The sequence below is a fragment of the Micromonospora humidisoli genome, assembly GCF_016900955.1.
GTDB classification, from domain to species: domain Bacteria; phylum Actinomycetota; class Actinomycetes; order Mycobacteriales; family Micromonosporaceae; genus Micromonospora; species Micromonospora wenchangensis.
The window spans coordinates 112,400-132,584 of record NZ_JAFEUO010000001.1; the positions used below are offsets into that span (position 1 = coordinate 112,400).

The 20,185-nt window shown below is 73.5% G+C and carries 18 protein-coding genes; 8 read left to right on the plus strand and 10 right to left on the minus strand.

The genetic code is table 11. The features are described from left to right. The first annotated feature begins 27 nt into the window (after positions 1-27). Positions 28-981, plus strand: a complete 954-nt coding sequence (locus JQN84_RS00515) for an NAD-dependent epimerase/dehydratase family protein (protein WP_204956447.1) — start codon at positions 28-30, stop codon at positions 979-981. Between the two features lie 48 nt (positions 982-1,029). Here JQN84_RS00515 and JQN84_RS00520 read toward each other — a convergent pair whose 3' ends face one another. Both JQN84_RS00520 and glpX read right to left on the minus strand, forming a co-directional pair. Next, the gene (locus JQN84_RS00520) at positions 1,030-2,001 is read right to left on the minus strand and encodes a DMT family transporter (protein WP_204956448.1); all 972 of its coding nucleotides are present in this window, start codon (positions 1,999-2,001) and stop codon (positions 1,030-1,032) included. Continuing rightward, the gene (glpX, locus tag JQN84_RS00525; RefSeq protein ID WP_204956449.1) at positions 1,998-3,029 is read right to left on the minus strand and encodes a class II fructose-bisphosphatase; all 1,032 of its coding nucleotides are present in this window, start codon (positions 3,027-3,029) and stop codon (positions 1,998-2,000) included. The genes JQN84_RS00520 and glpX overlap by 4 nt, the downstream gene beginning before the upstream one ends. Before the next feature lie 156 nt (positions 3,030-3,185). Between glpX and JQN84_RS00530 the strand changes: the two genes are divergently transcribed. Together JQN84_RS00530 and JQN84_RS00535 are read left to right on the plus strand one after the other, a co-directional pair. Beyond that, on the plus strand, positions 3,186-3,965 hold the full coding sequence (locus JQN84_RS00530) for a DUF4245 domain-containing protein (protein WP_204956450.1): 780 nt from the start codon (positions 3,186-3,188) through the stop codon (positions 3,963-3,965). 183 nt (positions 3,966-4,148) lie between these two features. After that, positions 4,149-4,994: a hypothetical protein gene (locus JQN84_RS00535; protein ID WP_204956451.1), complete on the plus strand. Its 846-nt coding sequence runs from the start codon at positions 4,149-4,151 to the stop codon at positions 4,992-4,994. A gap of 86 nt (positions 4,995-5,080) precedes the next feature. On the opposite strand, the gene JQN84_RS00540 is transcribed toward JQN84_RS00535, so the two are convergent. The 3 genes from JQN84_RS00540 to JQN84_RS00550 are packed head-to-tail and all read right to left on the minus strand — an operon-like array spanning position 5,081 to position 8,474. Further along, on the minus strand, positions 5,081-5,995 hold the full coding sequence (locus JQN84_RS00540; RefSeq protein WP_204956452.1) for a PLP-dependent cysteine synthase family protein: 915 nt from the start codon (positions 5,993-5,995) through the stop codon (positions 5,081-5,083). A gap of 1 nt (position 5,996) precedes the next feature. Beyond that, positions 5,997-7,400: an EamA family transporter gene (locus JQN84_RS00545; protein ID WP_204956453.1), complete on the minus strand. Its 1,404-nt coding sequence runs from the start codon at positions 7,398-7,400 to the stop codon at positions 5,997-5,999. A gap of 12 nt (positions 7,401-7,412) precedes the next feature. Further along, a complete protein-coding gene (locus tag JQN84_RS00550) occupies positions 7,413-8,474 on the minus strand; it encodes a serine O-acetyltransferase (RefSeq protein WP_204956454.1) in 1,062 nt (353 codons plus the stop codon). 219 nt (positions 8,475-8,693) lie between these two features. Here JQN84_RS00550 and JQN84_RS00555 point away from each other — a divergent pair, with 219 nt between their 5' ends. After that, entirely contained in the window at positions 8,694-10,112 is a 1,419-nt protein-coding gene (locus JQN84_RS00555; protein WP_204956455.1) for an aminotransferase-like domain-containing protein, read from the plus strand. Positions 10,113-10,151: 39 nt separating this feature from the next. Next, positions 10,152-10,889: an alanyl-tRNA editing protein gene (locus tag JQN84_RS00560; RefSeq protein ID WP_204956456.1), complete on the plus strand. Its 738-nt coding sequence runs from the start codon at positions 10,152-10,154 to the stop codon at positions 10,887-10,889. 7 nt (positions 10,890-10,896) lie between these two features. Here JQN84_RS00560 and JQN84_RS00565 read toward each other — a convergent pair whose 3' ends face one another. Together JQN84_RS00565 and xseA are read right to left on the minus strand one after the other, a co-directional pair. Next, positions 10,897-11,109, minus strand: coding sequence for an exodeoxyribonuclease VII small subunit (locus tag JQN84_RS00565; RefSeq protein WP_204956457.1), 213 nt, complete (start codon positions 11,107-11,109; stop codon positions 10,897-10,899). Between the two features lie 10 nt (positions 11,110-11,119). Next, the gene (gene xseA / locus JQN84_RS00570; RefSeq protein ID WP_204956458.1) at positions 11,120-12,334 is read right to left on the minus strand and encodes an exodeoxyribonuclease VII large subunit; all 1,215 of its coding nucleotides are present in this window, start codon (positions 12,332-12,334) and stop codon (positions 11,120-11,122) included. Positions 12,335-12,459: 125 nt separating this feature from the next. Here xseA and JQN84_RS00575 point away from each other — a divergent pair, with 125 nt between their 5' ends. Both JQN84_RS00575 and JQN84_RS00580 read left to right on the plus strand, forming a co-directional pair. After that, positions 12,460-13,443 (plus strand): 4-hydroxy-3-methylbut-2-enyl diphosphate reductase, encoded by a 984-nt coding sequence (locus JQN84_RS00575; protein WP_204956459.1) that lies wholly within the window; start codon positions 12,460-12,462, stop codon positions 13,441-13,443. A gap of 178 nt (positions 13,444-13,621) precedes the next feature. Beyond that, positions 13,622-14,098, plus strand: coding sequence for a hypothetical protein (locus JQN84_RS00580; protein WP_204956460.1), 477 nt, complete (start codon positions 13,622-13,624; stop codon positions 14,096-14,098). A gap of 27 nt (positions 14,099-14,125) precedes the next feature. Here the strand turns inward: JQN84_RS00580 and JQN84_RS00585 are convergent, their stop codons facing one another. Beyond that, positions 14,126-15,271: a DNA recombination protein RmuC gene (locus tag JQN84_RS00585; RefSeq protein WP_204956461.1), complete on the minus strand. Its 1,146-nt coding sequence runs from the start codon at positions 15,269-15,271 to the stop codon at positions 14,126-14,128. A 53-nt stretch (positions 15,272-15,324) separates the two neighbouring features. Here JQN84_RS00585 and JQN84_RS00590 point away from each other — a divergent pair, with 53 nt between their 5' ends. Then, complete coding sequence (locus JQN84_RS00590) at positions 15,325-16,110, plus strand: hypothetical protein (RefSeq protein WP_204956462.1); 786 nt, start codon at positions 15,325-15,327, stop codon at positions 16,108-16,110. Between the two features lie 89 nt (positions 16,111-16,199). Here the strand turns inward: JQN84_RS00590 and ppc are convergent, their stop codons facing one another. Beyond that, a complete protein-coding gene (ppc, locus tag JQN84_RS00595; RefSeq protein WP_204956463.1) occupies positions 16,200-18,986 on the minus strand; it encodes a phosphoenolpyruvate carboxylase in 2,787 nt (928 codons plus the stop codon). Between the two features lie 108 nt (positions 18,987-19,094). Next, positions 19,095-20,105, minus strand: a complete 1,011-nt coding sequence (locus JQN84_RS00600; protein WP_204956464.1) for a hypothetical protein — start codon at positions 20,103-20,105, stop codon at positions 19,095-19,097. Positions 20,106-20,185: the final 80 nt, after the last annotated feature.

Below are 20,185 nucleotides of genomic sequence, written 5' to 3' on the forward strand. Positions count from 1 at the left end.
CGGTCTCCTGCTTCGAAAGGTTCTCCCATGTCGCTGCACGTGATCGTCGGCGCCGGCCCGGTCGGCACCGCCACCGCACAGCACCTCGCCCAGCAGGGCGAACAGGTCAGGCTCGTTACCCGGCGGGGCACCGGCCCCGTCGACCCGGCGATCGAGCGGATCGCCGCCGACGCCGCCGACACCGACCGGCTGACCACCCTCACCGACGGGGCGGTCGCGCTCTACAACTGCGCCAACCCGGCCTACCACCGGTGGGCCACCGACTGGCCGCCGCTGGCCGACGCGCTGCTCACCACCGCCGAGCGCACCGGCGCGGTGCTCGCCGCCGTCGGCTGCCTCTACGGCTACGGCCCGGTCGACGCGCCGATGACCGAGGACACCCCGCTCGCCGCCACCGGCACCAAGGGACGGGTCCGCAACCGGATGTGGACCGAGGCGCTCGCCGCCCACCGCGCCGGCCGGGTCCGGACCACCGAGGTACGCGGCTCGGACTACCTCGGTGCCGAGGGCAACTCGCTGCTGCCGCTGGTGCTGCCGAAGGTGCTCGCCGGCCAGCGGGTCGTCCTGCCGGTCAACTGGGACGCCCCGCACACCTGGACGTACGTCGGGGACGTGGTGCGTACCCTGGTCGCCGCCGCCACCGACGAGCGGGCCTGGGGACACGCCTGGCACGTGCCGAGCGGACCGCCGACCAGCGTCCGCGAGCTGGCCGTCCGGGCGGCCGAGCTGGCCGACGCACCGCCGCCGAAGCTGACCCGCCTGCCCTACCCGCTGCTCTGGCTCGGCGGCCTGACCGACCCCTTCGCCCGCGAGCTGCGGGAGACCGCGCACCAGTTCGCCGGGCCGTTCGTGATGGACTCGACCCGGGCCACCACCGTCCTCGGCATCACCCCGACCCCGGTGGACGAGGCGCTGACCGCCACCGTCCGTACCCTCACCGCCACCCTCGGGACGCCCACCCCGGCGGGCGCGACCCACTGACCGCCGCCCCCGCCGACCGTCCCGGCCCGCGCGGACGGTCAGGCCGGGTCAGCGGCGCGGAGCCGGGCCCAGCGCCGCCACCAGCACCGCGACCAGGGTGAGCGTCGCGCCGGCCAGGGTGGCCGGGCCCGGGTGCGACGCCGACGTCGGCAGCACCACGTCCAGCACGACCGCCCCGACGACCTGACCGGCGATGGTGGCCAGCCCCAGCAGCAGGACCCCGGCGAACCGGACGATCGCCGCCGCGACCGCGATGAAGACGATGCCGATCGGGCCACCCAGATAGAGCCACGGCTCGGTCGGCAGCGCGCCACCGGGAGCACCCCGGACCGCCAGGTCCACACCGAAGGTGATCAGCAGGGCCACCGTACCGACGGCGAAGTTGACTCCGGTGGCGACGAGCGCACTGCCCGACGCCCCCCGGACCAGCCCGTTGACCGCCTGCTGCCAGGCCAGCCCCAACCCGGCCAGCAACGGCAGCAGGGCCAGCGCCAGGGTGCCCGGGTCGCCGAGCCGGTCACCGACCGCCAGCAGCACGGCCAGCACGGTCAGCACCGCACCGGCCAGCCGGGGGACGGTCACCGGCTGCCGCCCGCCCGGCCCGATGCCCGCCCGGTCCACCACCAGGCTGCTGGCCGACTGCCCGGCCACCGCCGCCACGGTGAACACCGCCACACCGAGCGTCCCGATGGTGAGCCCCTGGGTGGCGACCAGGAACGCCCCGCACACCCCGCCCAGCAACTGCCAGGGGCGCAACGTCCCGGACCGCAACGCCCCGCGCAGGTCGGCCAACCCGCGCCGTCCCCCGGGCAGGGCCGGGACCAGCACCAGCAGCACCAGCAACCCGAGACCGAAGGAGACCACCGCGGCGGCAATGCCGTCGGCCAGGCGTACGCCCAGCTCGCCGTTGATCCGGGACTGCACGGCCACGCCGACGCCGGCGGCGGTGGCCAACCCGATGCCGGCGATCCGCCGGGCGGTGGACAGGACGGGAGGGGCGGCGGTGCCGGAAACTGTCACTCCTGCTCTGCCAGCGGCCTGCCGTCGAAGTCCACCGCCGAGTAGAGGGCCAGCTTCTCCAACCGGTGGTAGGAGTCGATCACCCGGATCGTGCCGCTCTTGGAGCGCATCACGATCGACTGGGTGTACGCCCCGCCCGCCTGGTACCGCACCCCGCGCAGCAGGTCACCGGAGGTCACCCCGGTCGCCACGAAGAAGCAGTTGTCCCCGGTGACCAGGTCGTCGGTGCCGAGCACGCGGTCCAGGTCGTGCCCGGCGGCGAGCGCCTTCTCCCGCTCCTGCGCGTCCTGCGGCCAGAGCTTGGCCTGCATCGCCCCGCCCATGCACTTGAGCGCGCACGCCGAGATGATCCCCTCCGGGGTGCCGCCGACGCCCATCAGCACGTCGACGCCCGACTCGCCCCGGGCGGCGGCGATCGACCCGGCGATGTCGCCGTCGGAGATGAACCGGATGCCGGCCCCGGTCCGCCGGATCTGCCCGACCAGGTCGTCGTGCCGGGACCGGTCCAGCACGCAGACGGTGACCTCGGCCACCTCGGTGCCCTTGACCTTGGCGATCCGCCTGATGTTCTCGGCCGGACCGGCCTCGATGTCCACCACGTCGGCGTACTCCGGGCCGACGGCCAGCTTCTCCATGTAGAACACGGCGCTCGGGTCGAACATCGCCCCCCGCTCCGAGACGGCCAGCACGGCGAGCGCGTTGGGCATGCCCTTGCTCATCAGCGTGGTGCCGTCGACCGGGTCCACCGCCACGTCCACCTCGGGGCCGGTGCCGTCGCCCACCTGCTCGCCGTTGAACAGCATCGGCGCGTTGTCCTTCTCGCCCTCGCCGATCACCACGACGCCGCGCATCTGGATCGAGTTGATCAGCTTGCGCATGGCGTCCACGGCTGCCCCGTCGCCACCCTCCTTGTCGCCCCGGCCGACCCACCGACCGGCGGCCATCGCCGCGGCCTCGGTGACCCGGACCAGATCGAGGGCGAGGTTGCGGTCGAGATCCTGCGGGACCCGCGTCCTGGTGTTCGTCATGGCGGCTTCCTCCTCGCGACGGTGCGGGGTGGGCCGGCAGGACGCCGGTCGCCCCGGCCGGCTGTGTCGCTGATCCTCACACGATGCCAGGTCCGGGGACGGGGCGGGGCGATGGTGCGCGGGTTCGCCCCACCGGGCGGCTGCGAGAATGGGCCGGTGGAAGCCGCCCAGCCCGCCGACCGCGTACCCGCCGACCCGACCCCGCCGGACGGCCGGCCGCCCGTGCCCCCGGCCGCCGCCGACGCACCCACCGGGTCCGCGCCCGGCGGCGGCGCGGCCACGACGGCCGGCGGCGGGCCCGAGCCGGCCCTCGTCGGCGGCGACCCGGAGCCGGTGCCCGTCGCCGGGGACCCCGGGCCGACGCCGGTCGCCCGGGACGGGTCGCCGGGCCGGGCGGCGACGGAGCGCCCCGGACGCCCGGAGCGGCCCCGCTCCGAGCGCTCACCCAAGGACATGGCCCTGTCGCTGCTGGTGCTGCTGGTGCCGATCGCCCTGCTGCTCGCCTTCTACCGGGGCTTCCTCGGCGGCGAGCAGCCCACCACGGTCGACGCCGCCCCCGCCTACGAGCAGGCCCGCGCGGCGAACGTCTTCCCCGTCACCGAGCCGTCCGGGCTCGGTGACGGCTGGCGTACGGTCAGCGCCAGCTTCCGTACCGTCGATGACGGCGCGAACCTGCGGGTGGGGTATCTCACCCCGGAGGGGCGGGGCGCCCAGCTGGTGCAGAGCAACGTGCCGCCGGAGCGGCTGATCCCCGCCGAGCTGACCGCCGAGGGCCAGCCGCAGGGGCCGGCCGACCTGGGCGGGGCGAACTGGCAGCGGTACACCGGGCGGGGCAACGAGCAGGCCCTGGTGCTCCTCGAACCGGGCCGTACGGTGATCGTGGTGGGCGACGCCCGCGACAACGAGCTGCGCGAGCTGGCCGGCGCGCTGCGCTGACCGGCGGCGCGGGTGGACCGTGCCGAGGGGGATTGCGGAAGGCGACGTCCGGGAACAGAAGGGACACGACCCCGGGCCGGCCCGACCGGGCGGGGACCGTGCGCCGCGCGGCAAGTGTCACGCCCGCGCCGGCACGCCCCCGGTGCCCGCCGGGGGTCGGACGACCCGACTGGAGAACCTGACGTGACCATTCGACGTTTCAGTACGGCGGTCTTCGCCGCAGCGCTGCTCACCCCCGGCCTGGCCGCCTGCAACAACTCCGGCACCGGCGAGGCGGGGACGTCCGCGTCCCCGTCGGTCTCCGGCAGCGTCGCCCCGGGCAGCGCCTCGCCCGGCACCTCCGAGGCCAAGCAGGCCCTGCTGAACTCCACCAACGAGATCCGCAACGGCAACTTCCGGTTCACCATGAGCGGGGTGGGGTCGACCGCCGAGGGGCAGGTGCACCAGCCCAGCCAGAGCGCCCAGATGAAGCTGAGCATCGGTGACGCGTCGTCGGACCTGATGATGAACCTGGACCTGATCCACGCCAAGCCGGACAGCTGGGTCAAGCTCGACCTGGGCGGCAAGTCCGCCAGCAGCATCCCCGGCGCGCAGAAGCTCAACCTCGGCAAGTACCAGCACCTCGACCAGACCCGGATCAAGGGCAACAAGTCCCTCGGGTTCGACTTCGAGAAGCTCGACCCGGCCGGCAGCGCCGTGCTGACCCAGGGCATCACCGAGGTCCGGCAGACCGGCGAGGGCAGCTACGCCGGCACCCTGGACGTGTCGAAGGCCGCCGAGGCCGGTTCCGTCGACCAGACGCTGATCAGCGCCCTGGGCGCGCAGGCGCAGTCGGTGCCGTTCACCGCGAAGCTCGACCCGCAGGGCCGGCTCAGCGAGCTGGTGCTCCAGATCCCGGCCGCCGGCCAGAGCGCCGCGCAGGACATCAAGATCACTTACTCGGACTACGGCAACGCCACCGCCGCCCAGAAGCCCGCCGCCGACCAGGTGGTCGAGGCACCGCAGGAGTTCTACAACCTGTTCAGCTGAGCCGGCGCACCGACGGCGGGGCGGCCCCCGGGCCACCCCGCCGTCGTCGTGTCCGCCCCGCCCGGCAGGCTGCGGTCAACCCCGGCTCAGAGCAGTTCCAGGTAGTCGTTGACCCGGTCGTAGGCCACCGTCAGCAGGGTCAGCGGCTCGGGCGAGGCGGCCAGCAGCCGGCGGCACGCGGCGATGTTCGCGCCGGTCGACGGCCCCGCGCCGATGCCCTCGGACGCCATCAGCCGGCGCATCCCGTCGATCGCGTCCGCCTCGCTCACCGTGACCATCTCGTCGATGATTTCGGTGTTGAGCACCGGCGGGATCATGCCGATGGACAGCCCCTGGATGCGGTGCGGGACGAACACGTCGGCGAACATGTCGCACCCCTCCGGCTGCACGCCGAGGATGCGCAACCCGCCCTGGTGCTGCCGGAGCACCTCGCCGATGCCGGTCAGGTGACCGCCGGTGCCGATGCCGGCCACGTAGCAGTCCACCTGGGTGCCGTCCAGGTCGGCGATGATCTCGCGGACGGTGGTCAGCCGGTGGATCTCCGGGTTGGCCGGGTTGGCCGCCTGGTTGAGCATCACGTACTCGGGGTGCTCGAACTGGATCTCGGTGGCCAGCTCGCCGTGCGAGTTGTTGCCCCGGGTGCTGTCCGAGAGCCGCACCTCCACCCCGAAGCTGGCCAGCAGGCGACGCTTCGACTCGCTGTAGTTGTCCGGGATGACCAGCACCACCCGGTAACCGAGCACGGCGGCGGCGATCGCGATCCCCATCCCGGTGTTGCCGCCGGTGGGCTCCAGGATGGTCTGCCCGGAGCCCGGCTTGAGCAGGCCGTCCCGCTCCGCCGCCCGGATCATGTTCAACGCGATGCGCATCTTGTGGCTGCCGCCCGGGTTGTTCAGCTCCAACTTGAGCAGGATCTCCCCGGGCAGGTCGGCGGTGAGCCGGCTGAGCCGCACCAGCGGGGTGCCCCCCACGGTGTCCAGGATCGAGTCACGGATGCCCATCTCAGCCCACCTCCGCCGTCCGCCGCTGCGGGCCGGGCAGGAAACGCAGCTCGGTGTAGTCCCCGTCGACGCACCGGAACAACCGGGCCTCCCGGACACCGGTGTCGTCGATGCCGACCACCAACTGCGTAAGCGTCGGATAGAGCGGCACCCCGTCGACCAGGGCGTTGCGCCGGTCCTCGTCGCTGAAGTAGGCCCGCCCGTTGGGATGCGAGTGGTAGAGCACCACCACCGGGTCGTCCACGTCGAGGTTGTCCTCCAGGTACATCAGGTCGGCCGGGGCCAGCACGTAGCCGGTGGCGGCGGTACGCGGGAACCGGGCCGGGTCCTTGCGGTGCATCTCGTCGGCCATGTTGCGGGCCTCGTGCACCCGTCCGCTGGCGTGCACGAAACCGCACGCCTCGCCCGGGTAGGCGACCCGGGCGTGCTCGTAGATCGTGTCGAGGGCGGACCCGTCGAGCGCCGCCCCGTCGTCCGGGGTCACCGGTGCGGGCGTCGCCGCCGACCCACCCCCGGTGGCCTTCTTGGTCAGCCCGAACGCGGCCAGCATGACCACCGCGAGGACCACCGCCAGGGCCGGCAGCGTGGCGTTCTCCAACAGCGCCGACCCGAACAGCGCCACCACCGGGAAGAGCACGAAGACGTACGACACCAGGACCGCGTCGACGTGCTGGAGCAGGTAGAAGTAGGCGGCGAAGCCGATCACCGAGCCGACCAGGCCGAGGTAGAGCACCCCGGTGAGGGACCGGCCGGAGATCGCGCCCAGGTCGGGCCGCTCGACGAACGCCCCGAGCACCACCAGCCCCACCGCGCCGAGCCCGATCGGCAGGGTCTCCTGGGTGAGCACGTGCACCGTGCCGCCGTAGCGGGCCATCACCGCGTACGTCAGGGCGTGCATGACCGCGGCGAGCAGCACGGCGGCCGGGGCGAGCAAGCCCCGGGCGCTGATCCCGGCGGTGAGCTGGACGATGCCGACCAGGCAGCCGAGCCCGACCACCACGCCGGCCCACTGCGTCCAGCTCACCGCGATCCGCGAGATCAGCACCGAGAAGAGCAGCAGGAAGACCACGACCGACGAGAAGATCAACGCTGCCAGGCCGGAGCTGATGTGCTGCTCGCCGTAGTTGATCAGTGCGTACGGGACGGCGATGTAGACCACCGCGATGAACGGCACCACCCAGCGCCGGCCCGGCGGCGGTAGCAGCGACACCCCGGGCGTGGCGAGGCAGACGGCGAGCAGGAACGGGAAGGCCACCAGGAAGCGCAGCCCGGCCGCGGTGATCGGCGGCAGCGTCTCCACGCTCATCTTCATGCCGTACCAGGTGGTGCCCCAGATCAGGCACACCAGTAGGTAGAGCAGCCCGAGCTGCCAGCGGCCGGCGCGGGGACCGGTGTGGTTCGTCATGTCATCTCCTGGTCACGCGAAGCCGAACTCGTCGAGCGCTCGCCAGAGTTGCTGGAGGTTGTAGAGGACCGTCTCGTTCCCGCAGGTGTCGATGATCCGCAGTCGTTCGTCGGTGCCGGGACGGTTCACCGCGCACCGGACCCGCCGGTCGTCGCGTTCGAGCACCACCACCGGCCGGTGCTGGCCGGTGCTGGTCACCAGGTCCACCTCGATCGAGGCGAGGCCGGTGCCGTGCACCTCGACCACACCCTCGCAGACCGGTACGACGCCGAAGACCCGGACGTTGCACTCGCCGGAGGTGCCCTGGTACTGGTTGAGCAGCCGGACCCGGCGGTGGCTCGGCACGTCGTTGGTGACGATGATCCCGGGCCCGATCAGCACGTCGTCGCCGACCGTCACCGCGCCGAGGATGCGGGCGAACGCGCCCACCTCGACCCGGTCGCCGAGCCGGGGGTGCCGTCGGCCGCTGGGGTTGTCGGCGATACCCCGCGCGCCGAGCACGACCCCCTGGAGGATGTACGCGTCGTCGCCGATCTCGGTGGTCTCGCCGACCACCGTGCCGAGCCCGTGGTCGATGACCAGTCGCCGCCCGATGCTGGCAGCCGGGTGGATCTCCACGCCGGTACGGACCTTGGCGGCCTCGGAGACCCGGCGGGCCAGGGCGAGCCGGACGTCCGGGCCCAGCGGGGTGTCCTCGGCCCGGTGGACCGCGTGCGCCACCCGGTAGGCGAGGGTCGCCCGGTAGGCGACGTAGCTGTCCCAGACGTACTGCCACGAGTTGCCGGCGGCCGGATCCCGGCGGGCCAGCGCCAGCAGATCCTCCGTGGCGAGCTCGCAGATGGCGCGCAGCCGCTGCGGGGTCAGCAGCGTCTGGGTCACCGCCGAGGACGCCTCGGCCTCGACGAGGCGGACGACCTCCGTGCGCAGCAGCGGCAGCAGGGCCTCGGTCGACGCCGGATCGGCCGGCGGCGGTGTGCCGCCGGAAGAGGTGGCCGGTCCGGACGCGGCGCGGGGGGCCGGTATGCGCTGCCCCGTGCCGTTCGAGCCCGCAGTTGCGTGCAGCGACGACTCCATGCGGCTCCCGCTCCCCGTTCTGCCTGGAACCGTCTCCTTCGGCGGCTCAAGTGAGGTGACACTCGGTGCGGCGTCACGCCTCGGAAGCGGACCAGGCCGCAGGGCGGGCGGGTGCGGTGCCAGATCGTAGTCACAGCCCCCCGCTAACGTGACGATGGACTATTGCTCAAGTCAGTGGCTGAGGGAAATAGCCAATCCTCAGTCCATTGGGGGGAGAGCATGAACGCGGAAGAGTTGGCCGCTCAGCTCGGTACGTGGAAGAACGACCAGACCCGGCTCTACCGCGGGCTGGCCGAGCAGCTGCGGCTGCTGATCCGGCTCGGATCGCTGCCCCCGGGCAGTGAACTGCCCCCGGAACGCCGGCTCGCCGTGGCGCTGGCCGTCAGCCGGACGACCATCGCCCAGGCGTACAGCTCGCTCAAGGAGGAGGGCTGGCTGGTCAGCCTCCAGGGCAGCGGGACCCGGGTGGCGCACGCCCAGCCCGCCGTCGCGCCCCCCTCCGACTACGGTGCGGCGGCGAGCGGCTTCATCGCCGACGTCGTCCGTGACCGGGTGCGTACCGTCGACCTGACGGTCCCGTCGCCCCCGCCCGGCCCGTGGCTGATGGCGGCGATGTCCCGGCTGCCCGCCCTGGCCGCCGCCGCGCTGCCCGGCCGGGTGTACGAGCCGGCCGGCTATCCCGCGCTGCGGGACCGGATCGCCGGCAAGCTGACTGCCGACGGCCGGGTCACCGCCGCCGAAGAGGTGATCGTCACCAACGGCGCGACCCAGGCGTTGTCCCTGTTGGCGGGGGTGCTGACCCGGCGGGGCGACACCGTGTTGGTCGAGGAGCTGACCTGCCCGACGGTGCTGGCGTCGCTGCGTACCGCCGGGTTGCGGCTGGTCGTCGTGCCGATCGAGCGGGAGGGCGCCGACCCGCAGGCGGTCGAGGCGGCGGTCCGCCGGTACGAACCCTCCTTCATTTACGTCATCCCGACATACCACAACCCGACCGGGTGGACGATGACCGAACGTCGGCGTGCGGCACTCGCCTCCATCGCCCGCCGGTACGGGGTGCCGCTGGTCGAGGACCTCACCCTCGCCGACACCCGGATCGACGGTCCGGTCCCGCCGCCCCCGATCGGCGCGTACGCCCCCGGCGGGCAGATATACACCGTCGGCAGCCTCAGCAAGGTCTGCTGGCCGGGGCTGCGGATCGGCTGGCTGGTCGGCCCCCGCCGCGAGCTGCAACGGATCGTGCACCTGCGGGCCATGTACGACCTGGGCTGCCCGCTGCCCACCCAACTGCTCGCCGTCGAGCTCCTCGACGACCTGCCGCAGATCCGCCTCGACCGGCAGCGGGAACTGCTCGGCCGCCGCGACACCCTGCTCGCCGCGCTCGCCGAACACCTGCCGCAGTGGCGGTACGAGTCACCCCACGGCGGGCTCAGCGTCTGGTGCGCCACCCCCCGGCCACTGCAACAGTTCAACCACGTCGCCCAGCACCACGGCATGCAGCTGATGCTCGGTTCGCACTTCGCCGTGGGGGCACGCTCCTACCTGGACCACGTCCGGCTGCCCTTCACCCTCGACGAGGCGGAGCTGACCGAGGTGGTCAGGCGGCTGGCCGGCTACTGGGCCGAGGCCGGGCGTGGCTAGTCTCACGGTGCGCGACGATCGGTAGTACGCTGCGCCCCCATGGGCATCTCCCACCACGGACGCACCGAGCGTCTCGACCTCGCCGACCCGTCCCTGCGCGAGTGGACCTGCCGAGTCGTGCACGTCGATCCCGAACGTGGCATCGTGCTGGACCGCTCCGCCTTCTACCCCGGTGGCGGCGGCCAGCCGCCGGACCACGGCGTGCTGCTGTGGCAGGGGGTGCAGACCCGGATCGTCGGCACCCACAAGGGTGACGACCTCTACCTGATCCCCGCCGAGGGCGACCCGACGCCGCCGGTCGGGGCCGAGGTCCGGGGCGCGATCGAGGACGAACGCCGGTTCACCCTGATGCGCACCCACTCCGGGCTGCACGTGCTCTGCGGCGTGGTGTTCCGCGACTTCGGCGCGCTGGTGACCGGCGGCAACATGGAGCCGGGCGAGGCCCGGATGGACTTCAACCTGCCGCAGCCCCCGGAGGGCTTCAAGGGCCTGCTCGAAGAGGCGGTCAACAAGGAACTCGCCACCGACCGGCGGGTCTCCGTCCGGGTGCTGCCCCGCGACGAGGCGCTGGCCATCCCGGACATCGTCCGCACCCAGACCAACCTCATCCCGCCGGACGAGCAGGAGGTCCGGATCGTCGACATCGAGGGTCTCGACGTGCAGGCCGACGGCGGCACCCACGTCGCGTCCATCGGGCAGGTCGGCCGGATCCAGGTGGTCAAGGTGGAGAGCAAGGGCAAGCAGAACCGCCGGGTCCGCATCCGCCTGGTCAGCTGACCCCGGTTCAGGCGTCGGCGGAGGACCGCGCGGCGTCGATCCGGGCACGGGCACCGTCGAGGGAGCGTTGGCAGGCGGCGGCGAGCCGCTCGCCACGCTCCCACAGCGCCAGTGACTCCTCCAGCGACGTGCCGCCGGCCTCCAACCGCTCCACCACCTGGGCCAGCTCGGAGCGGGCCTGCTCGTAGCTGAGCTGCTCGTCGGGTTTCCGGTCGCTCATCTCGTCCTCCTCATCGCTCGACGGTCGCGGTCAGCTCGCCCTCGGCCAGGCGTATCCGCAGCGGGTCGCCCGCGGCCACCTCGCCGGCCGCCCGGACCACGTGTCCGTCGGCCCGCTGCACGATGGCGTAGCCCCGGTCGAGGGTGGCGGCGGGGGAGAGCCCCCGCAGCCGGGCCAGGGTGTGCCGCAGGTCGGCGCTGGCCGCGTCCAGCCGGTGGTCGAGGGTGCGGCCGGCCCGGTCCCGCAACGCGGACACCTCGGCCGCGCGCTGCTCGACCATCACCTGCGGGCGGGCCAGCACCGGCCGGGACCGCAGCAGGGTCAGCCGGTGCGACTCCCGGTCGACCAGGTTGCGGACCGCCCGCTCCAGCCGGGAACGGGCCTGCCCGATCAGCCGTACCTCGTCGGCCAGGTCGGGCACGACCCGCTTGGCGGCGTCCGTCGGGGTGGACGCGCGGACGTCGGCCACGTAGTCGACCAGCGGGGCGTCCGTCTCGTGGCCGATCGCGCTCACCACCGGGGTACGGCAGGCGAAGACCGCCCGGCACAGCGCCTCGTCGGAGAAGGGCAGCAGATCCTCGATGCCACCGCCACCCCGGGCCAGGATGATCACGTCAATGGTCTCGTCGGCGTCGAGGACCCGCAGCGCGTCGACGATCTGCGACACCGCGCCCGGCCCCTGCACCGCCACGTTGACCGTGCGGAACTCCACCGCCGGCCAGCGCCGCCGGGCATTGGTCAACACGTCCCGCTCGGCCGCCGACGCCCGACCGGTGACCAGGCCGATCCGCTGCGGCAGGAACGGCGGCCGGCGCTTGCGGGCCCGGTCGAACAGCCCCTCGGCGGCGAGCAGCTTCTTGAGTTTCTCCAGCCGGGCCAGCAGCTCACCGAGCCCCACCTGGCGGATCTCGTCGGCGCGCAGGCTGAGCGTGCCCCGCGCCGCGTAGAACTCCGGCTTGGCGTGCAGCACCACCCGGGCGCCCTCGCGCAGCTCCGGCGCGCCCGAGTCGAGGACGTCCCGGTTGGTGGTGACGGTGAGGCTGAGGTCGGCCGACGGGTCGCGCAGGGTCAGGAAGACCGTGCCGGCCCCCGGCCGGCGGCTGATCTGCGCCACCTGCCCGTCGACCCAGACCCAGCCGAGCTTGGCGATCCACGCGCCGACCTTCTGGCTGACCACCCGGACCGGCCAGGGTTCCTCGGGGGTGCTGCGCGGGGCGTCGGTCACCCGCCCACCCTACGGTCCGCCTCCGACGACCCGCCGCTGCCGGGCCGCCCGCCGCGACCCGTACCCCCGCTGTGGTACGGGTCGCAGCTCCTGCCGGGGGAGATGTCGACACGTACGATGGTCGGGTGACCGAGGCTGAGGCGACCCCCAAGACCGGCAAGCGCGTGCTCCTGGCCAAGCCCCGCGGCTACTGCGCCGGGGTGGACCGGGCGGTGCAGACCGTCGAGGAGGCGCTGAAGCTCTACGGTGCGCCGATCTACGTCCGCAAGCAGATCGTGCACAACAAACACGTGGTGCAGACCCTGGAGGCGCGGGGCGCGATCTTCGTGGAGGAGAACGAGGAGGTGCCCGAGGGCGCCACCGTCATCTTCTCCGCGCACGGCGTCGCCCCCGAGGTCTACGAGCAGGCCAGGGCCCGGTCGCTGCGGGCGATCGATGCGACCTGCCCGTTGGTGACCAAGGTGCACCAGGAGGCCAAGCGGTTCGCCGCCGAGGACTACGACATCCTGCTGATCGGTCACGAGGGGCACGAGGAGGTCATCGGCACCGCCGGGGAGGCCCCCGCCCACATCCAACTCGTCGACGGCCCCGACGACGTCGACCGGATCACCGTGCGTGACCCGAACAAGGTCGTCTGGCTCTCCCAGACCACGCTGTCGGTGGACGAGACGCTGGAGACGGTGGCCCGGCTCAAGACCCGGCTGCCGCTGCTCCAGTCGCCGCCCAGCGACGACATCTGCTACGCCACCTCCAACCGGCAGCACGTGGTCAAGGAGATCGCCCCCGACTGCGACGTGGTGATCGTGGTCGGCTCGCGCAACTCGTCCAACTCGGTACGCCTGGTCGAGGTGGCCCTGGACGCCGGGGCCCGCGCCGGGCACCTGGTCGACTTCGCCCACGAGATCGACGACGCCTGGCTGGCCGACGCCCGGACGGTGGGCCTGACCTCCGGCGCGAGCGTGCCCGACGAGTTGGTCCACGAGGTGCTGGCCCACCTGGCCGAGCGGGGCTTCACCGATGTCGACGAGGTGGTCACCGCCAACGAGCGGCTGACCTTCTCGCTGCCGCAGGAACTCAAGCGTGACATGAAGGCCGCCGCGCGCGGCTGACCACGGGCCGGCTGCGGCGGGGTCGAGCCGGCACGGAAGCCTCGCGCCGCCCCGGGCACCGGGTGGCGCGCCGATCGTGGGTCGGCGTGCTCGTCGGCGGCCTGCCGGCACCGGTGTCCGTCGTCGGGGGGTTCCCGGCGGACGGAACGGATCACGGGAGGGGTACGTCCCAGTGGGTATGAGAACTCCTCGGATGGCGGTCGTCGTGCTGCTGGCCGCCGGTGTGGCGCTCGCCGCCTGTGGCGACGGTGCCGACGTCACCGGCCCGCCGGCCACGCCGACCAGTTCCCCCACCCTCACGGTCACCCCGACGGACCCGGTCACCCCGACGGGGACCGTGCCGCCGTCCGCGCCGTCGGCCTCGGTGGCCCCGTCCGCGCCGCCGGCCGGGTCGGTGCCGCCCGGCGGGCTGAAGCCGCCGCCCGGCGGCCCACGGCTGCCGCCCGGTCCGGGTGCGACGGAGCTGACCGGCACCGTCGAGGCGGGCGTCGAGCCGGGGTGCCTGCTGCTCGACGGCCACCAGTTGGTAGGCGGCCCCACCGACGTGCTCGTGAAGGGCGCCCGGGTCACCGTCACCGGCCGGGCCCAACCCGACCTGATGAGCACCTGCCAGCAGGGCGTCCCGTTCCTGGTGGAATCGGCCCGCCGCTCCTGACCCGTCCCGCCCGTGTGCCCGTCCGGGTCAGGGGCGGTCGTCGAGGAGTTCGGGGGCCTGGGGTTGGCGGGGGGTCAGCTCGACCTGGGCCGGGACGGTCAGTTCCTGGTCGGAGACGCCCAGCTCGGCCAGTTTGCGTGCGCTGACCAGGACCCGGGCCTCCAGCGAACCGACCGCCCGGTTGTACGCCGTCACCGCGCCACCGAGCGAGCTGCCGAGCTTGCCGACGTGCTCGCCCAGGGTGGACAGTCGGCCGTACAGCTCGCGGGCCAGCGCGTGCACCGCCACCGCGTTACGGGCCAGCGCCTCCTGCCGCCACGAGTACGCCACCGTGCGCAGCAGCGCGACCAGGGTGGCCGGGGTGGCGAGCACCACGTTGCGGGCGAACGCGTGCTCCAGCAGCGTCGGGTCGCGCTGCAACGCCACGTCCAGGAACGGGTCGGCCGGGACGAACAGCACCACGAACTCCGGGCTGTCGTCGAACGCCGCCCAGTAGGTCTTCGCGGCCAGCGCGTCGACATGCCCACGCAGGTGTTTGGCGTGCCGGTCGAGGTGGGTGTCCCGGCTGCGCTCGTCGCGTGCCTCCATCGCCGTCAGGTAGGCGTCGAAGGGCGCCTTGGCGTCCACCACCACCGTGCGCCCGCCGTGCAGCCGGACCACCAGGTCGGGGCGGACCCCCTGGTGGTCGGTGGCGGCGGTGACCTGCTCGCTGAAGTCGCAGTGTTCCAGCATGCCGGCCGCCTCGACGATCCGGCGGAGCTGGTGCTCGCCCCAGCGTCCGCGTACCTGCGGGGCGCGCAGCGCGGCGACCAGCTGCTTGGTCTCGGTGCGCAGCTCGCTGGAGACGGCACCCATCGAGCGGACCTGTTCGCGCAGCTCGGCGTAGGCGTCGACCCGGTCGCGTTCCAGCTCGCCGACCCGGGTCTCGTAGCGGCGCAGGGTGTCGTGCAGCGGGGCGACCGCGCGGGCCACCGCCTCCTGGGACTGGGCGGTGGCCTCGTAGCTCAGCGCCCGCATCGACTGCTCCAGCCGGCCCTCGCCCTCCCGGGTGGCGGCGAGGGTGGCCTCCAGCCGGGCGATCTCGGTGGCCGACCGGGAGCGGGCGGCGTACCAGCCGACCGACCCGCCGGCGGCGAGGCAGACCACCACCACGGCCAGCGTCGAGAAGTCCATCACCAGAGCTTGCCAAACGGGTACGACTCGACGCCCCCGGGTACGTTCGGAGAATGGAATTTCTGCTCGTGCTCATCCTGGTCGCCATGCTGGCCGGTGGTTTCGTCTGGTGGCGGCGGGAGAAGGCGGCCCGGGAGGCGCGCAGCCTCGCCGACGTACGCGCCGACGCCCAACGCTGGTACGAACGCCTCGGTGGCCAGGTGATGAACCTGCACGGCGACGACCCGGCGGTACGCCAGGCGCTGGTCGACGCGGGTGAGCGGTACAACGCGGCGGGCAGCCAGTTGGAGCAGGCCCGTACGGTGCACCAGTTCCGGCTGGCCCGGGAGACCGCGTTGGAGGGGCTCGCCTACGCGCGGGCGGCCCGGGTGGCGCTCGGCCTGGACCCGGGCCCGGAGCTGCCCCCGCTGGCCGCCGCGCAGGGGGCCGGGGAGATCACCCGGGAGCGTCAGGTGGACGTGCAGGGGCAGACGTTCAGGGCCGGCCCGCAGCCCGGCCGGGATACCCCGTACTACTACCCGGGCGGCCGTTACCAGGGCCGGCCGGTGCCGGCCGGCTGGTACTCGACGCCGTGGTGGAAGACCGCGCTGGGGGCGGGCGTCGGTGTGGTCGGCGGGATGCTGATCGCCGACGCACTCTTCTCGCCGGCCTTCGCCGACCCGGGCTACGACGCCGGTTACCAGGAGGGTTTCGGCGACGGCACCGACTTCGGCGGTGACTTCGGCAGCGCCGGGGACGTCGGCGGCGGCGACTTCGGCACTGCCGGTGACTTCGGCGGGGGTGACTTCGGCGGCGGCGGGTTCGGGGGCGGCGACTTCGGCGGTGGCGGCGACTTCTGACGCCGGGGCCGCCGGTCGGCGGCACGCGCCGAGGCGGATCCGACCGGCCCCTGCCACCGCCGAAGCGGCGGCGGCAGGGGAGACGTCCGTCAGCCGGTGTTGCGCATCCCGGCGGCGATGCCGTTGACCGTGGTGAGCAGGGCGCGCTCCAGGGCCGTACCGTCGCTGGGGGCGCGCCGGCCGCCCGGCGCGGTGATCACCGCACGACCGGCGGCGCCGGAGTCCCGGTACTGCCGCAGCAGCGCCACCTGGAGGTGGTGCAGCGGCTCCAGGTAGGTGTCGCGCACCGCCAGGGTGCGCTGGAGCACCGGCGAGTTCTCCAGCAGGGCCGGCGACGAGGTGACCGCCAGCACCTCCTGCTTGGTCAGCTCGTACTCCTGCTGGATCTTGTCGAAGATCGGGTGCAGTTCCTCGGGGACCAGCGTCTCGACGTACCGGCGGGCGATGCTGAGGTCGGTCTTGGTCAGCATCATCTCCACGTTGGACAGGAACGTGCGGAAGAAGTGCCAGTTGCGGTGCATCTCGGCCAGCACGTCCTCCAGCCCGGCCGCGCGGGCGGCGGCGAGGCCGGAGCCGACCCCGAACCAGCCGGGCACGATCTGCCGGGTCTGCGTCCAGCCGAACACCCACGGGATGGCCCGCAGCCCGCCCAGGCCGGCCCCGGTGTTCGGCCGCTTCGCCGGCCGGGAGCCGATGTTCAGCGCGCCGAGCAGCTCCGTCGGCGTGGACGCCCAGAAGTACGCCGGCAGGTCCGGATCCTCCACCAGGCCCCGGTACGACCGGAAGGCCGACTCGGAGACCACGTCCATCGCCGCGTCCCAGCGTTCCAACTGCTCGGCGGGCTGCCGGGGGGCGGTGTGCAGCAGCGTCGCCTGGAGCACCGCGGCCACGGTCAGCTCCAGGTTCTCCCGGGCCAGCGCCGGCAGGGTGTACTTGTCGGAGATGACCTCGCCCTGCTCGGTCACCTTGATCGCGCCGTCCAGGGTGCCGTACGGCTGGGCCAGGATCGCCTCGTGGGTGGGGCCGCCGCCGCGCCCGACGGTGCCGCCCCGGCCGTGGAACAACCGCAGGTGTACGCCGTGCTGGGCGGCCACGTCCCGCAGCGCCCGCTGGGCCCGGTGGATGGACCACTGGCTGGTGGTGATGCCGGCCTCCTTGTTGGAGTCGGAGTAGCCCAGCATCACCTCCTGCACGTCGCCCCGGGCCGCGACCAGCGCCCGGTAGGCCGGCAGGGAGAGCAGTTCGTTGAGCATCTCGCCGCCGGCGTTCAGCTCGGCCGGGGTCTCCAGCAGCGGGACGAAGCCGATCCGGGCCCGCCCGGTGTGCACGTCGACCAGGCCGGCCTCCCGGGCCAGCACCACCGCCGCGAGCACGTCGTCCACACCCAGGGTCATCGAGATGATGTACGACTCGATGACCTCGCCGCCGAACCGGTCCTGCGCCTCGCGGATCGTCCCGAACACGTCGAACGTCTTGCGCGCCCCCTCGGTCAACGGGGTGTCCAGGGCGGACAGCGGCCGACGGCCGGTCAGCTCGTCGGCGAGCAGCTTGGTGCGCTCCAGCCGGGTCAGTGACGGGTAGTCCGACACCTCGCCGACCGCCGCGTAGAGCTGGGTGAGCACCTCGTGGTGCTTCTCGGCGTGTTCCCGGACGTCCATGGTGGCCAGGTGCAGGCCGAACGCGGAGACGGTACGGATGGTGGAGGCGAGCCGGCCGACGGCGGTGAGCTGCCCGGAGTTGCGGGCCAGTGAGGCGCGCAGCAGCTCCAGGTCGGCGATCAGCTCGCCGGAGCCCTGGTAGTCCCGGCCCGGCACGTGCGGGGTGCCGGCGCGCAGCCGCTCCCGGGTGTTGGCCAGCTTCGCCTTCACGCAGCGGGCCTTGAGCCGGTAGGGCTCCTCGGCGTTGACCCGGCGGAACCGGGGGGCCACCTCGGGCAGCGCGTCCAGGTCGGCGGCGAGACTGGCCGACAGGTCCAGCGACACGGCGCGCAGCCGGCGGGAGACGGAGACCTCGTTGACCAGGTGCTCCATCGCCGCCTCGGTGGCCGCGATGCCGTGCTCGTGCTGGATGCGCAGCACCTCCCGGGTGACCACGGGGGTGACGAACGGGTTGCCGTCCCGGTCGCCGCCGATCCAGGTGCCGAAGGTCAGCGGGCGCGACGTCGGCGAGGTCTCCACGCCGAGGGTGCGCAGCGTGTCGGCCAGGTCGTCGAGCACCTGCGGGGCGGCCTCGGCGTACAGGTCGCGCAGGTAGTAGATGGCGTTGCGGGCCTCGTCGGTCGGGTCGGGCCGGTCGAGGCGCAGCTCGTCGGTCTGCCACATCAGGTCGAGCAGTTCGGCGAGGCGGCGGTTGGCCGGGGCCTCGTCGCTGGCGCCGTAGAGGATGGCGTTGGCGGTCTCGGCGTCCAGCTCGTCGGCGATGGCGCGCAGCTTGGACAGGATCGACCGGCGGGCCGCCTCGGTGGGGTGGGCGGTGAAGACGGGGCGTACCGCGAGGCGGCGGGCGGCGGCGGCGATCTCCTCGGCCGGCACCCCGCGCTCGGCGATCATCTTGGCCGCCTGGTCCAGCCAGCCGCCCTGGATCGCCCGGCGGCGGCGCAGGTCGCGGGCCCGGTGCACCTGCTCGGTGATGTTGGCCAGGTGGAAGTAGGTGGAGAAGGCGCGGGCCAGCTTGGTGCCGGTGGACACGTCGAGCCCGCCGAGGCGCTGCGCGGCGGCCGGGGCGTCGGAGCGGACCTGGGCGCGGATCTCCTCGACCAGGTCGAGCAGCGGTCGCCCCTCCTGCCGGGCCAGGGTCTGGCCGAGCAGGGTGCCGAGCCGACGGATGTCGGCCCGCAGTGCGGCGTCGGGCCCGTCGTGATCATGCTGGTCGGTCACCGTGCGCTCCTTACGTGAGTACGAAGGACAGCGCTGTCCGACTCCCTGGATGGTATCTGCGTGGCCCGGTCCGGGAGGAAGGGGTTCGGTGTGTCACCTTCCCCACGATCACCGCCCGCCCCGCCCGGCCCCGGCCCGGCGTTCCCGGAACAGGGCGGCGGTGAGCAGGCCGAACAGCCCGAGCGTGACCCAGATGAGCAGCCCGGCCAGCGGCCAGCGGGCCGACCGCCAGTCGAAGTAGACGGCCGATTTGAGTAGGTCGGTGGCGAGGCCGGGGACGTTCCAGCGGTGCATGCCGCGCAGCGCGGCGGGCAGGAACTCGGGGGCGTAGATGCCGCCCGAGCCGGGGTTGCCGAGCACCACCAGCAGCAGGATCACCAGCCCGGTGCCGAGCAGACCCAGCCAGCCCTGCACGGCGGCGGCCACCATCGCGGCGGTGAAGACGGTGAGCATGCCGACCGCCGCCACCGTGACCAGGTCGTGGTCCCAGACGTCGAGGACCGGGCCGACCAGCACCGCGCCGATGGTGCCGAGCAGCACCGCGTGCACGGCCAGCGAGCCGATCCGCAGTCCGGCCCGGCGCAGCCCGCGCGGGGCGGTGCCGAGCGAGACGCCGAGCGCGGTCGAGGCCAGGTAGCCGCCGAGCACCAGCCCGACGGCCAGGTAGAACGGCACCAGGCCACGCGGGTCGTCGGGGGAGACGGGCACCTGGTCGGTGACGGTGAGCGGCACCCCGGCCTGCCGGGCGGCCGGGGTGAGGACCCCGGTGACCAGTTCGGTGGCGGCCGGCGCGGAGGCGCTGGCGGTGGCCAGGGTGAGCGTGCCGTCGGGGGCGGAGGTGAGTACGGCGTACACCTGGCGGGCGGTGAGGGCGTCGTCGGCCGCGCCGGGGTCGGCGTACCCGACGGACTTGATCGTGTCGGTGCGGGCCCGTACGGCGGTCAGCAGCGCTTCGGCGCGCTGGTCGCCGGTCACCACCCCGACCGGCACGTCCCGGGGGCGCGGCTGGTGCAACGCGCCCACGTAGGCCGCGATGAACGCGGTGGCCAGCACCAGCGTGCCGAGCAGCAGCGCCGCCGTGCGGGGCAGCCAGTCCCGGGTCCGCGGCTCCTCGTCCACCGGCCCAGCCTATGGCCGCAATGCCCGACCTGTAGGGCTTTGCCGGGCGAAAAGCGCTGGTGGTGGGCGGTAGGTTCCGC

Bases quoted from the DNA above. Each gene is read 5' to 3' on its own strand.
- JQN84_RS00515 (WP_204956447.1), top strand. From the start codon at position 28: ATGTCGCTGCACGTGATCGTCGGCGCCGGCCCGGTCGGCACCGCCACC.
- glpX (WP_204956449.1), bottom strand. From the start codon at position 3,029: ATGACGAACACCAGGACGCGGGTCCCGCAGGATCTCGACCGCAACCTC.
- JQN84_RS00540 (WP_204956452.1), bottom strand. From the start codon at position 5,995: ATGGGCATCCGTGACTCGATCCTGGACACCGTGGGGGGCACCCCGCTG.
- JQN84_RS00545 (WP_204956453.1), bottom strand. From the start codon at position 7,400: ATGACGAACCACACCGGTCCCCGCGCCGGCCGCTGGCAGCTCGGGCTG.
- JQN84_RS00550 (WP_204956454.1), bottom strand. From the start codon at position 8,474: ATGGAGTCGTCGCTGCACGCAACTGCGGGCTCGAACGGCACGGGGCAG.
- JQN84_RS00555 (WP_204956455.1), top strand. From the start codon at position 8,694: ATGAACGCGGAAGAGTTGGCCGCTCAGCTCGGTACGTGGAAGAACGAC.
- JQN84_RS00560 (WP_204956456.1), top strand. From the start codon at position 10,152: ATGGGCATCTCCCACCACGGACGCACCGAGCGTCTCGACCTCGCCGAC.
- JQN84_RS00565 (WP_204956457.1), bottom strand. From the start codon at position 11,109: ATGAGCGACCGGAAACCCGACGAGCAGCTCAGCTACGAGCAGGCCCGC.
- JQN84_RS00580 (WP_204956460.1), top strand. From the start codon at position 13,622: ATGAGAACTCCTCGGATGGCGGTCGTCGTGCTGCTGGCCGCCGGTGTG.
- JQN84_RS00585 (WP_204956461.1), bottom strand. From the start codon at position 15,271: ATGGACTTCTCGACGCTGGCCGTGGTGGTGGTCTGCCTCGCCGCCGGC.
- JQN84_RS00590 (WP_204956462.1), top strand. From the start codon at position 15,325: ATGGAATTTCTGCTCGTGCTCATCCTGGTCGCCATGCTGGCCGGTGGT.